This window comes from Sulfurovum sp., assembly GCF_036568385.1.
In the GTDB taxonomy this organism is placed as follows: domain Bacteria; phylum Campylobacterota; class Campylobacteria; order Campylobacterales; family Sulfurovaceae; genus Sulfurovum.
Genome location: NZ_DATCSP010000015.1, coordinates 74212 through 88049, shown reverse-complemented (window position 1 = coordinate 88049; position 13838 = coordinate 74212). Strand labels below are relative to the sequence as shown.

Below are 13838 nucleotides of genomic sequence, written 5' to 3'. Positions count from 1 at the left end.
AGGTTTATTATACAATAAAAGTCTAAGGAGAGTCGTTTGATGGTTGGGGAGAGGAGCATCAAGCAGAGGGAGGAGATCAAAACCCCATAATCAATAAAATTATACTATAATTGGCTATTACAAAGAGGTATCGGAAGATACTGACCCATCATGAGGAGTGAGTGATGAAAAAGTGGCGTTTGGATTTCAGGGTTTGGCACTGGGTGCATGCGGCCGTGGTTTTGGGATTGCTGGGGACAGTATTTTTAAGAAAAACTTTTTTGAGCTGGAGAACGAACAGCGAACTGCTCAGCCAAAAACTCACTGAAATGGATCTGGCGGTCACGACGGAACAGGCAAAAACACTTGCCACAACCATCCGTGCGCCTATGTGGGAGTGGCATATTCTCCTCGGATACGCACTGGCGGGGTTGCTGCTTTGGAGGATCCTGCTCTTTTTTACGGAGAGCGGTAAACACAACTACCGGAACTTCAAAGAAGAGACGCTGTATAAAAAGATCGTGAAACTGGGGTACATCGTTCTCTATGGTGTCCTTGCTTTTATGGCTCTGAGCGGTCTGACACTCCATTTTAATGAAGCGCTGGGTCTTACGAAAGAGGCCACACATACGCTCAAAGAGGTCCACGAACTGGTCTATAACGCCGTACTTGTCTTTGTGCCGCTGCATATTATCGGTGTGGTGATCGCAGAAAGCAGAGAGGAGAAGGGCATCATATCAGAGATGGTGCATGGCGGTGAAAGGTCATAATAGCATGGGTTAAGGGCATGCTGTCTTTCACTTTTCGATCGGAACGAAACAGTTTAATAGCCATTAACCATATCAGACTATAATCTTGACAAGAATTGAAAAATATTTGGCTGTATAGCAGAAGGAAGGGCACCATACAATGTTCAGGGCAGGTTTACGCAAAGACATGGCAAACACATCCAAAAAATTGAATTTGCTATATTATGAATATGACAGTCATCAAAACAGGTTCATGGCCGATCACAGCTATCCCAAAGAGGTGATCCGCAGCGAGTTGATCAAGCTGACGTATGAGCTCTCGAAAAACAAAGTCGCTTTCTTTACAGATGGAAGGTCCAATGTCATCATTGCACCGGAATACACTATTTTTTCACGTCTAAAGCAGAGGATCAAAAATATTTTTTCCGATATCAAAAACCATCGCAAACATATCTACGTGCTGAGCGACAAAGAGGTCAAACACACCAAAAGCCTGCCGATGATAGAAACAGAGATGATAGAGGGGAAGGTGGATCTCGGCTCCTATGACGCAGTGGTCTTTTCTTCCAAAAACGGCGTAAAATATATCGACCGTTTAAACCCGGAGTGGAAAAAGATACCCGCCTATGCGATTTCAGCCCAAACGGCCAAAATGATCAAAAACCTCGGCGGAAAAGTAGCTTTTGTCGGAAAAGAAAAGCACGGGGATGAGTTCGCGCAAGAGCTTCTGACACATTTGAAAGGAAAAAGAACGGCCTACATCGGTGCGCAGGACACGGTTTCCAATTTTATGAAGATACTTAAAGAGAACGGTATTGAGTGTGACCATATACCGGTGTACCGTACGGTGTGCAAAGCGCATGAAAAGAAGATCAGTCTGCCCAAAGGTTCTGTGGTCATATTCTCCTCCCCCTCGACGATCGAATGTTTTTTCAAAAATGTGGAATGGGATGAGAGTTTTAAGGCCATCAGTATCGGGAGAACCACGGCAAAATATTTTCCCGATTTCATTCAGCCGCTAATCGCGGAGAACACCTCTTTGGAGAGCTGTGTCTATAAAGCGTTGAGCCTGTAAGCAAAAAGCAGGAACGTCAAGAAAGTTCCGTCAATAATTTTTTCAAAAGATTTTCAAGTGTGGTCTGTTCGCTTTTCTGAAGTTTGGATAACACTTCCATGTTGATCTTCATGACATCATCAAGCGCATCAGTGGCAAGTTTTTTTCCTTCCTGGCTCAATGCCACAAGCAGGCTTCTCTTGTCTTTTTCTGACGGTATCCTTTGAATAAGATGTTTCTCTTCCAGTTTTTTAAGCAGTTTTGTCATGCCCCCGGAAGAGAATATCATGTTCTCATATAAAAGGGTAGGCGTCATCGGTTCATCATGACACAGCAGTGCCATCAGGACATCAAATTCCGATGAGGATATTTGGTATTTTGTAGAAAATATCTTCTCTTTTCTTTCGCTGAAAAGTTTGTTGACCAGCATCAGGGGCAGTCCGATATCCACTACGGTTTTGAACTGTTTATAATCTTCGGAGAAATTGTTTTCCAGAAACCTGTGTTTCTCCTCTATAAAAGCTAACATATCCTGTTTCATTTGGGTGCCCTATATGTCTTTAAATCATTCTTGTATAGAGGAATTATAGTATAATAGTCTTAAAAACAATCTTCCTGGAAAGATAATTTAAGCTAAACAATGGTATCTTTCCGGAAAGATATAATTCAGAGATGCAGGAGAGAAAATGAAACGGATCACAAAAGGGTGCCTGAATGCGGTATTTTTGAGCACGATAGTTCTGGCAATGAGTGGATGCAGTGACAGCAAAAAAGGGAACGGTCAGCAGGGACAGAACATGCCTCCACTGCCTGTGGCCGTTCATGAAGTGCATTATAAAGATGCTACGATAGAAAAAACCTATCCGGCCATCATCCATGCCTACGAAAAAGTGGATATCGTGGCGAGGGTTTCAGGTATTTTGGAAAAAAAACATTTTACCGAAGGTGCCTTGGTTAAAAAGGGTGACCCTCTTTATACCATTGAACAGGATGTCTACAAAGCAAAACTCGAAACAGCACAGGCAGTACTGGAAAAGGCACAGTCCACACTTCAAAGAGCAGAAAAAGACTGGTCAAGAGCCAAAGTGCTTAAAAAGACACACTCCATCAGTCAAAGAGAGATCGATACCTTTTTGTATGAGTACACGAATGCCAAGGCGGAGTTCTCCAACGCCAAAGCAAATCTGAAACAGGCGCAGATCGAATTTGACTATACGATGATCAAAGCACCCATCGATGGTATCGCGGGGATCAAACAGCAGGATATCGGTGACTATATCGAAGCGGGGGCAGAGAGTGCGTTCCTAACGACGATCACCAATACCGATCCGCTGCATGTAGAATTTTCGATCCCGAAAAGTGATGTCGGGCGCTATCTGCCACAGATCAAAAAACCTGAAACCGTGATCAAACTGCTTGACAGCCGGAACAGGGAGTCTGAACAGAACGGAACGATCGACTTCATCTCACCGGAGATCGATCTTCATACCAACACGCTTCTGATGAGAGCCAAAATAGAGAATAAAGATGACCGCTTTATAGCAGGGGATTTTGTCAAGGTCAGCATCAAGGGGCTGATCTCGCCTAACACAGCAGTGATCCCGGAAGAAGCCATCCTGCAAACTCCGGGCGGTGCGATGGTATATGTCGTTGAGGACGGTACGGCCAAAATGAGACCCATCAAAACGGATATACTTATCAAAGAGGGCATCGTGGTCAAAAGCGGGCTCAAAGAGGGAGAGAAGATCATCATCAACAATATCCCGAAAGTACGTCCGGATGCCAAAGTGGTTGAGATGGGGAAATAAATGTTCAGTGCATTTTTTATAAAAAACCCGGTTTTCTCGGCAGTAGTATCTATCGTGATCGTTCTTGCAGGGGTTGCCTCTATGGTGACCTTGCCGATAGAGCAGTATCCCAGAGTCGTACCTCCTCAGATCGTAGTATCGGCATCCTATCCCGGTGCAAGTGCGGAGACACTTTCAAAAACAGTGGCCGCGCCTCTTGAAGAGCAGATCAACGGTGCCAAGAACATGATCTATATGAGTTCAAGTGCCGAAGACAGCGGAAGGGTAAGCATCAATGCGTTTTTCGAAGTGGGAACAGACCCCGACGATGCCAAGATCGATGTCAACAACAGGGTACAGGTTGCACTCTCGCGTCTTCCAGAAGCGGTACAAAGACAGGGGATCAGAGTCTATGAAAGATCTCCGAGCATGCTGCTCGTTTCCGTTTTTTATTCGCCTGACAAGAGCAAGGACACTACATTCCTGTCAAATTATGCGCTGATCAATATCACCGATGACCTGAAAAGGGTGAAGGGAGTTGGTGATGTGGTCATCTTCGGAGCAAAAGATTACGCGATACGTGTATGGATAGACCCCGAAAAACTCGCTTTGTACGATCTGACGCCCAAAGATGTCATCGATGCCATCAAGGAACAGAATGCACAGTATGCGGCAGGCCAGTTCGGTGCCGAGCCCCTGGATGAAAAGCAGATGTTCACCTATACCATTCTGGCCCAGGAGCGTATGAGCGATCCCAGAGAGTTTGATGATATCATACTGCGCTCCCAGAAGGACGGTGCCTCACTGAAACTGAAAGAGGTAGCTACCGTAGAACTGGGCGCGCAGAACTACAGCCTTGTATCAAAGCTCGACAAGGTCCCTGCGATACCGGTAGCGCTCTTCTTGCAATCAGGCGCCAATGCGCTAGAGACGGCAAAAGAGGCAAAAAAAGTGCTCGCTGCAGCCGCCGAAAAGTTTCCTGAGGGTGTTTCTTACGAGATCCCTTACGATGCTACAGGCTTTGTCGAGATCTCCATCAAAGAGGTGGTATATACGTTCATTGAAGCGCTTATATTGGTCATCGCCGTGATCTTCCTCTTTTTGCAGAACTGGAGAGCCACGCTCATCCCTATTCTGGCGGTTCCCGTATCGATCATAGGGGCCTTTGCGGGGATGCACCTGCTTGGTTTCAGTATCAACCTTTTGACGCTTTTCGGTCTGGTGCTTGCGATCGGTATCGTTGTCGATGATGCCATCATTGTGATCGAAAACGTCGAAAGGCATATGAGCGAAGGGTTGAGCCCCCGTGAAGCCACATTCACAGCGATGAAAGAGGTTTCCAGCGCACTGATAGCGATCGTGCTGGTACTCTCGGCGGTATTTATCCCGGTCGCATTCCTGGGAGGATTGACGGGAGAGATGTATAAGCAGTTTGCCGTCACGATCGCGATATCTGTTGCGATCTCAGGTTTTGTGGCGCTTACACTGACCCCGTCGCTCTGCGCAAGGATCCTCAAACCGGTGCACCACGAACCCAAGGGGTTCTTCAAGCTGTTCAACACCTTCTTCGACAAGGTTACGAGCGGATATACAAGAACCGTTAAGGCAACGATCCGATACAGTGTGATCAGCCTCCTTCTGTTCGGTGTATTGATCTATGCCTCTTTAGGTATGCTGAAAATGATGAAAACAGGACTGGTGCCGCAGGAAGACGAGGGAACGATATTTGTCCTGAGCTACAATCCTCCGGCCTCCTCCCTGAACAGGACCGAAGCATTGACGGACGATATCTATGATGTCATTGCCAAAGACCCGAACGTCAATCATGTCGTATCCTTTACCGGACTGGACTTTATGACGTTTGCTGAAAAAACGAATGCGGCGGCCACCATCGTCAAACTCAAACCATGGGATGAAAGACCGCTTGCGAGCCAGCATGCCGGGGCTTTGTCGGGACAGTTCTCACAACAGATGATGGCCATACCGAACGGATTTTCTATTTCTGTATTGCCTCCGCCTATCAGAGGTTTGAGCATGACGGGCGGATTTGATATGTATCTGCAAAGCAGGACCGGTGCCAATGTGAACGAGATCAACACCTATGTGCAGCAGATCATTCAAAAGGCAAATCAGCGTGAAGACCTGGTAGGGGTAAGAACAACGCTCAATGCCAATGTACCGCAGTACAGGGTACTGGTAAAAACGGAAGAAGCAAAAGCAAAAGGCGTCCGCGTATCGGATATCTATGAGACACTGAATGCGACCTTCGGGAATTACTATATCAACGATTTCAACCTTCACGGGCGTACCTACAAGGTCAATATCGCTGCAAGCGGCGAATTCAGAAAGGATCCGCAGGACCTGGAAAAGGTCTTTGTGAGAAACAGCGAAGGGATGCTGATCCCCGTAGGCTCTCTGGTGGAATTCACGAAGGTGACAGGCTCTGACCTTGCGGAGCGGTTCAACCTCTTCCCTTCGGCAAAGATCTCGGGACAGCCTGCACCGGGGTACAGCTCCGGTGACGCGATCAAGGCCATTGAAGAGGTAGCGGCAGAAGTACTTCCGGAAGGCTATTCGCTTGGCTGGATCGGTACAGCATACCAGGAAAAGCAGATCGCGAGCAGCAGTACCCTGGCCTTTGGTTTCGGTATGGTACTGCTCTATCTGATACTGGCTGCGCAATACGGGAAGTGGGCGATGCCTCTTTCGGTCATCCTTGCCGTGCCGTTCGCGCTGTTCGGTGCAGTGATCGCTACACTTCTGAGAGGGCTTGAGAACGACATCTATTTTCAGATAGGCCTTCTGCTGCTTGCCGGACTTGCAGCAAAGAATGCCATCTTGATCGTAGAGTTCGCCATGCAGAAAAAAGAGGAGGGGCTGAGCACTTACGATGCCGCGATCGAAGCGGCCAAAATAAGGTTCAGACCCATCATAATGACCTCTCTGGCCTTTACGCTGGGGGTGGTCCCGCTTGCGATCAGCAGCGGCGCAGGTGCAGCCAGCAGACACTCCATCGGTACAGGGGTCATCGGAGGTATGCTTTCGGCGACCTTTATCGCGATAGTGTTCATCCCGCTCTTTTATGTGCTGATCTCAAAACTTAGTTCCAAAAAGAAGGAGGAAAACGAATGAAACATGTCACTTTGGCCTTGAGCCTCTTGATGATAAGCGGCTGTTCGCTTACACAGGATCCGAACCTTCCAAATACTGCGCTTCCAAAGAACAGCGGTATCAATGAGAATGAAAAACGATTGCTGAACGACAAGTGGTGGGAAAATTTCCAGGACAAAGAGCTGGATCTTTTCGTGCAGGAAGCATTGAACAAGAACAGTGATCTGAAGATCGCAGCCCTCAAAACCATGCGTTTTAGAGAATTCTTGAATATCAAAAAGAGTGAGCAGCTCCCCAGAATAGATGCCTATGGCGCTGCCGCAACCACACAAAGTTATAACGTCCCCTTTGACCGGGGCTTCACGTATGATCAGTTCGATGTGGGCGCAATGGCTGCGTATGAAGTGGACCTCTGGGGGAGACTGAGAAATACAAAAATGGCCGCCTTTGAAGAGATGATGAGAGAGTACTATCTCCAAGAGAGTATCAAACAGCGTGTCATCGCTGACAGCATCATCGCCTATTACGGGCTCAAGACCAACACCAGGATCTATCAGATAAGCCAAGAGCAGTACCGTAACGAAAAAGCTTTCTATACCTATATGGAGAACCAGTACAAGGTCGGGTTGATCCGCAAAAGCGACCTGCTGCAGGAAGAATCCCTGGTCGAGATGTTCTATGACCAGATGATGAAGCAGAAAGATCTCTTAAGCGCTTACAAAACGGCGGTCTCCATTCTTCTTGGTGCAGAGCCAGGAGAGGTGTATCAGAGTACCACTGAGATAAAAAATGCCCGATACAGCGCCTATACGCTGCCCGTACCGTCCAACCTCCCTTCGGATATACTCCAAAGAAGGGCCGATATCCAGGCGGCGGAGGCCAAAGTAAAAGCAAGCGCTTTCCAGGTATCCGTTGCGAGAAGTGCATTTTTCCCTTCGATCTCCCTGAGCGGGTCCGCAGGGTATGTAAGCGCGGACCTGAACCGTCTCTTCACCTCCAGCAATGATATCTATTCCGTCGGTGCCAACCTTATGGCACCGATCCTGGACTTCGGCAAGATACAGGCGAACATCGAAATAACCAAGATCGATCAGAAGATCGCACTGCAGGAGTATAAAGATACGCTGAGAAAAGCCTTTGGGGAAGTCAAAGACACGCTGCATGCCTACGCGTCAAACAAAAAGAGGCTGCGCTCCCAGGAGAAGAGGCACCGTGCGATCAGCCAGAAAAAAGAGATCATTGAGCAACAGTACAAAGAGGGGTTCGCCACCCACTTGGAGTTCCTGGAAGTAAGAAAAGAAGAGTTCGAGGTCGCCCTCTCGACAGAGAACATCAAATTCGAAACCCTGAAATCTGCCGTCATGCTCTATATGAGCCTGGGCGGAGGATTCAAGGCTGAACAGCAAAACAAGAAAACCGCAGCTTCCGCCAAGTAGCTAACGGAGCATACCTTTTGATCGAAAAGGTAACCGTCAGTCTGCGTTGTCCTTTTTTTCTTCCGTGACTGTTTTGGGAGGGAAGAACAGGTCAAGCGGCCGACTTCGTACCTCTTTGGCCAAGAGTCTGACAAATGAAAAGAAGTTCCCGAAGTAGGAATCTCTTGATAAAAGAGACACTTTGAGCGCAAGGATAAAACTCACCGAGAGATTGACCAGGCCGATCAGAAGTACGAAAAGCAGAAGCAGAAAGAATTCACCCATTGAAATATCGATATGCATGCTGCTGTAGCCCAAATATGCCGTAGAGAAAGCGACATGCCTGATATCAAGCGGCAGATCAAGCAGAGAGCCCAGGTAGGGGGTGATCCCCAAAAGGATACCAAAAAAGAAGTTCCCGGCCATGGCCCCGTGATGCTCATGCAGAAAGCAGGCAAGTGTTTCTCTTTTTTCGTCTTTGAGGAACTTTTTCAGTAAAGGATGATAGAAATACCTCTCTTTCAGTTCCAAAAGATTTGCGCGGTTGTCAAAATACCCTGCGATCAGCCCTGAACAGAACAGCCAGATCCCCGCGATCGCCGCGAATATTAAAGCCGGATAGGGCTGAAGTCCCTGCAGATAGTACTGTGTCTCTTCCGGAGAGAGGATGCTGTCCCCGCGGCCGATCACAATATACGCGATGCCAAATGCTACCAGTAATGCAAGTGCGACATTTCCGAAAACCGCCGCAAATTGCGAACGGTTCACCTGGATGATGAGCGCTACCAGTTTTTTCTGGTTCGCCCGGTTCCTCTCCTCTTTTTCGATCGCTTTTGCAAAGGTGGAGGCGGTCATGGCAGGCTGCTTTGTGGCAATGGTGAAGCCCAGAAGATGGATCAGCACGAATCCCAGTCCATAGTTCAAACTTGCAAAGAGCGTCTCCGTACCTTCTGAATATCCCGCCTGCATGATATTGATCTTGATCAGTGCCATCAGAGCGATGATAATACCGGCACCGCCTGCACTTGAAAGCATCTTGATATACTGCTGCATATTTTGCGTGATATAGTGTTCGCCATGCTCGCTGGTGTTGTTGGTCACACTTTTTGCGACCACCCGGATGCTTTGCTGATAGACTTCAAGGAGTGAGTTCCTGGTTGCATTTTTTTTCACCGATTCTTTAAAGAGTTTCATAAAGACAAGGTAGGATTCAGGTGTGTCAAACTTTTTGATCAGGTTCAAGATCTCTTCGATCCTCTGGATCATCTGTCCAAGACGCTCGAGTTCATAGGTAAAATCTACGGAGATCCCCTTGTTGATAGATTTTTTCTTTAAGAGATTGACCTGTTCTCTGCACTGCTCGATCAGTACCTGGATATGCCGGAGATCAAGATCCGTGGAAGCAAGGTCTATCGATGCCGCCTGGATCTTATGGATAAAGTCATTGATGTCCCGCTCCAGTGCGATAAAAGCCGAATCTTTATTTAAAAGTGATCGGTCCAGTCGGATGAAGTTGTCATTGAACTCTTCGGAAGCTATCCAGATCGATATGATCTCGGCAGCATACAAGAGTTCGGAAAAGAGATGGTCTTTTGTCTCTTCCTGATAGCTTTCACTCGACAGAATTGAAGCGAAAAATGCGATCCACTCTTCATCTTCCAGCCTGTTCACCCACAGATGGTCCTCTTTTTTATGAAAGAGCGTCGTAAAGATATATCCAAAATCCCCTTTTTTCGGAGGTTTCGGGAGAAATTTATTATAAAAGCGTTCATGTAGTTCATGGCGAAAGCCATCGCGTGACAGAATACCCAGACTGGAGATATTGGTAGATATTTTTGATCCGATCAGCAAAAGGTTGATCTCATCGGAAATAGTGGCGGCAACCTGGTCTTTTTTTTGAAAAAACGCTATGACATGTTGCATGGCCTCCCGTGTGGAGTCAAGCTCGTTTGGATCAGCCGGTCTTATAAAATTGATAATATGGCTCAGTTTATCGATGATATCTATCTCATCATTATCAAGGGTCTGCAGCAGTTTTTCAAATTTTTCTTTCAAAGAAAACTCCTCACGCTCTTTTGGGCTTATTCTTTATCGAAACTGTCAACCACGATCGCACCCATGGAGGCGGGCATGGCAACGACGATCAGCCGTTTTATAGCAACGATAGGATCGGCCAGCAGGGGAAACTTGTCTAACGACAAAAGTACCAGTGACACCACACAAAGGGTGATCAGATAGGCGATGATGATACGAAAGACAAAGACGAAGTGTCTATGCAGTATATTCCCCTGAAAGACACTCTGGTAGGCAAAAAGTGCTAAAAAAGAGACAGACAACAGCATGACCAGAAAGAGATTGGAGAGCGGCAGGGTCTCGCCCAGTCTCCATGCTTCTTCTGAAAACGATATGGGCACTGCCAAGGCGAACGCACCGATGATGATCTGCGAGATATCTTCTAGGTTGATATTTAAATTCATATTTTTATCCTTACCAAGCTGAATGATTATATCTAAATTCGTTTTATAAATAATGATGCATTTTCATAGTGTGGAAGTTGAACGATCTTAGGCCTGTATGCCCAACCGTTCAGCAAACGATACTTTGGAAAGAAAGATCAGTTTTCCTCGAACTTCGGGATACGGTTAAGCCGGTAGATGACCTCTTTCCCTTTGATCTCTATGATAGAAAAAAAGTGTGAGGTCTCTATCAGATAAACGCCATCCTTTTGTATGTTAAAATCGTTGACCGAGAGTTTTTTCCCCAGTTCCATAGACGCCTCTTCGCCGGTATAGCGATTTGCAGGAATGGCCAAGCGGGCAAAGGGATCAAGGGCTTTCTCCTCCTCATAATGGAAGTCCCCTTCGTGGACGCGATGCAGGCTGGAAAGGGTACCGTCCACACCCAGTTTGTCCGCAATGAGCGCTCCCAGGCTGCGTATATAGGTCCCTTCGCTTACGGTAGCCTCGAAGTGTACAAAAGGATGGTTATAGTTGAGCAGTCTGATATCGTAGATCGTGGAGGTGATCGTCTTAAGCTCCACCTCTTGCCCCTCACGCGCAAGTTCATAGGCACGCTTGCCATTGATCTTTTTGGCACAGAATTTGGGAGGATAATAGGTGAGTTCGCCTTTCAGGGAGTGCAGCACTTCTTCTATCTGTGCCTGAGTGAAGGCCGGTACCTCTTCTATACGGTCTATCTTCTCGATATCAAGGCTCGGAGAGTTCGCACCCAGCCACAGGGTAGCCTGATAGCTTTTGGGCGTTTTTTTAAGGTACTGGAAGAGTTTGGTGTATTGTCCTGTAGCGACGATCAGGCAGCCCGTGGCAAAAGGGTCCAGTGTCCCCGAAAACCCTACCTTTTTCGTCCCGTACTTACGCTTCACATACCCCATATATCCGTTAGAAGTACGAAATATAGGTTTATTCACCACAAACAGACGATTCATGCCAACTTCCCAGTACAATCTGCCATGTTAAGTGTATCTCTTTTGATCAAAAAAATGTCATTCCGAACGCCCTTGCAAGCGAAGCGATTCGAGAGGGATGACGCTTTTTGCTTACTTTTTCTAAAAAAGTAAAGAGAAAAACTCATCATGGTAAAAAATTTCGGCTGCATCATAGGATCAAACACTTTATATGGATTGTACGAATGAACTCAAAATCTCTTTTTTGTTCCCGCCAAAATTGATCAAAAGTTTATATTCCTTACCGGATTTATTGGCCGCCTGCACACGTCCGATACCAAAGATCTTATGTTTGACGAGATCCCCTTTCTTAAAGGCGGAACTTTTTGTGATCTTGAGACTGGTATCCTGAATGAGTCCTGCTTCCCCCAGGAAACGGCTTTTGTCTATCATCTTGCGCCGGCCTTTGTAAAAGCGGCTGTCGACATAGCAAAGCGTCAGGTCAGACTTGGCCCTGGTAATGGCCACATAGCCCAATCGGCGCTCCTCTTCCATGTTGGAACCTTCTCCAAGCAGAGGAAAGAACTCTTCCTCCAGCCCGATGACAAAGAGGTGTTCGAACTCCAGGCCTTTGGCTGCATGGATGCTCATGATCGTGATGGCATTCTCTTCTATCTGGTCCTGGTCGCTCTGCAGCGAAATGTCATTGAGGAACTCATCCAGTGTGAGGTCGGGATTCTTGATCACGGCATCCCTGAAGTAGCCGTAAAACTCGTCAATGTTCAAGATACGGTCAAACCCGTCCACCATAGCGGCATAATGGTCTTTCAGTTTGATGCGTTCTTCAAAGAGCGTGATAAAGTTGCCCAGTGCATTTTTGAGTTCATCCTGCAGGATCTCTATATCTTCAACCAGCTGTTCGAGTGCGGATGCCACCTTTTTGCTGACAAGAGAGGCCAGCGCACCGTTTCTGTGTTTTTCTATATATCCAAAGAGCGAGACCCCTTCCTCAAAAGCAGCTTTTTGCAGCTTTTCGATGGATGCCTTTCCTATACCCCTTTTGGGCTTGTTAATGATACGTACCAGTGAAAAGTCATCATGCGGATTGGAAAGCACTCTGAGATAGGAGATGAGGTCTTTGATCTCTGCACGTTCATAAAATCGCATGCCCCCGATGAGCTTAAAGTTGACACCCTCTTTGCTGAAACCCTCTTCGAGCGAACGTGAAAGTGCATTGATACGGTAGAGTACGGCTATTTCGTCAGGGTCCGCACCTTCCTCCAGCAGTTTTTTGATCTCGCTCGCGATCGCTTTGGCTTCCATGGATTCATCGAGGGAGTGGAGCAGCTTGATCTCTTGCCCCGCACCCTTGAATGAAGTCAGTTTTTTCCCCAGGCGTGTAGAGTTATGCTCTATCAGGGTATTGGCAGCGTTGAGTATGGGTTCTGTGGAACGGTAGTTTGTTTCAAGTTTGACGGTCTTGCATTGTTCGAAGTTATCAGCGAACTCCAGAATATTTCGGATATTGGCGCCTCTCCAGCCATAGATACTCTGGTCATCATCCCCAACGACACAGAGGTTGTTGTGTTCAGAGGAAAGAAGCTGAAGCAGCTGGAACTGCAATTCGTTCGTATCCTGGTATTCGTCGACCATAATGTACTGGTAGCGGTTGCTTGTTTCACGTCTGAGCGCATCGTTTTCAGAGAGTATCTGGTAGGTCAGCATCAGGAGGTCATCAAAATCTACAAGATTGTTCTCTTCGATATTGGCTTGATACTTTTCATAAATAGCGGCTATCTGTTTATAGTCAGGCAGTTCGGCCTTTTCCAAAACGACTTCAGGCGTAAGCAGGGAGTTTTTATACTTTGAGATCTCAGAAGCGATGAACGCAATGTTCAGATCGACCTTCAACTCTTTCGCAATGGAGCGTAAAAGGCGTTTTTTGTCATCACTGTCTATGATGACAAAGGAGTTGCTTCTGCCCAGCTTTTCTATGTGGAACTTTAAAAAAAGCAGACCGAACTTATGAAAGGTGCATAATAGCGGAGGGTAACTGACCTGCGTCGGCATGAGTTTAAGTGCGCGTTCTCTCATCTCTGCTGCAGCTTTGTTCGTAAAGGTGAGGGTAAGTGTATTGGCCGGGTCTATTCCTACTTCACCTACAAGATAGGCAAGTCTGGTGGTGAGAGTTTTGGTCTTTCCGCTTCCTGCGCCTGCAAGGATCAGCATAGCACCATCGATGTGTTCAACCGCTTCTCTCTGTGATGGGTTCAGTGCATTTAAAATTGTTTCCATGACGTTCGTATATTCCTTATAGTATATACATTATACCCTTTAATT

Annotated in this window: 10 protein-coding genes; 5 read left to right on the top strand and 5 right to left on the bottom strand. The window is 46.9% G+C overall.

Translation table 11 applies throughout. The features are described from left to right. The first annotated feature begins 164 nt into the window (after positions 1-164). Positions 165-749: a cytochrome b/b6 domain-containing protein gene (locus VIM88_RS01675; RefSeq protein ID WP_331861145.1), complete on the top strand. Its 585-nt coding sequence runs from the start codon at positions 165-167 to the stop codon at positions 747-749. A 193-nt stretch (positions 750-942) separates the two neighbouring features. Beyond that, positions 943-1803 (top strand): uroporphyrinogen-III synthase, encoded by an 861-nt coding sequence (locus VIM88_RS01670; RefSeq protein WP_331861144.1) that lies wholly within the window; start codon positions 943-945, stop codon positions 1801-1803. Between the two features lie 16 nt (positions 1804-1819). Here VIM88_RS01670 and VIM88_RS01665 read toward each other — a convergent pair whose 3' ends face one another. Next, on the bottom strand, positions 1820-2311 hold the full coding sequence (locus tag VIM88_RS01665; RefSeq protein WP_331861143.1) for a MarR family winged helix-turn-helix transcriptional regulator: 492 nt from the start codon (positions 2309-2311) through the stop codon (positions 1820-1822). A gap of 157 nt (positions 2312-2468) precedes the next feature. Here VIM88_RS01665 and VIM88_RS01660 point away from each other — a divergent pair, with 157 nt between their 5' ends. The 3 genes from VIM88_RS01660 to VIM88_RS01650 are packed head-to-tail and all read left to right on the top strand — an operon-like array spanning position 2469 to position 8116. Further along, a complete protein-coding gene (locus VIM88_RS01660; protein WP_331861142.1) occupies positions 2469-3590 on the top strand; it encodes an efflux RND transporter periplasmic adaptor subunit in 1122 nt (373 codons plus the stop codon). Next, a complete protein-coding gene (locus VIM88_RS01655) occupies positions 3591-6701 on the top strand; it encodes a multidrug efflux RND transporter permease subunit (protein WP_331861141.1) in 3111 nt (1036 codons plus the stop codon). Beyond that, on the top strand, positions 6698-8116 hold the full coding sequence (locus VIM88_RS01650; RefSeq protein ID WP_331861140.1) for a TolC family protein: 1419 nt from the start codon (positions 6698-6700) through the stop codon (positions 8114-8116). The genes VIM88_RS01655 and VIM88_RS01650 overlap by 4 nt, the downstream gene beginning before the upstream one ends. 36 nt (positions 8117-8152) lie before the next feature. On the opposite strand, the gene VIM88_RS01645 is transcribed toward VIM88_RS01650, so the two are convergent. The 4 genes from VIM88_RS01645 to VIM88_RS01630 all read right to left on the bottom strand — a co-directional run bounded on the left by VIM88_RS01645 (position 8153) and on the right by VIM88_RS01630 (position 13793). After that, positions 8153-10150, bottom strand: coding sequence for a hypothetical protein (locus VIM88_RS01645; protein WP_331861139.1), 1998 nt, complete (start codon positions 10148-10150; stop codon positions 8153-8155). 26 nt (positions 10151-10176) lie between these two features. Then, the gene (locus VIM88_RS01640; RefSeq protein WP_331861138.1) at positions 10177-10572 is read right to left on the bottom strand and encodes a DUF2391 family protein; all 396 of its coding nucleotides are present in this window, start codon (positions 10570-10572) and stop codon (positions 10177-10179) included. 137 nt (positions 10573-10709) lie between these two features. After that, complete coding sequence (gene truB / locus VIM88_RS01635) at positions 10710-11540, bottom strand: tRNA pseudouridine(55) synthase TruB (RefSeq protein WP_331861137.1); 831 nt, start codon at positions 11538-11540, stop codon at positions 10710-10712. Positions 11541-11726: 186 nt separating this feature from the next. Continuing rightward, on the bottom strand, positions 11727-13793 hold the full coding sequence (locus tag VIM88_RS01630; RefSeq protein ID WP_331861136.1) for an ATP-dependent helicase: 2067 nt from the start codon (positions 13791-13793) through the stop codon (positions 11727-11729). Positions 13794-13838: the final 45 nt, after the last annotated feature.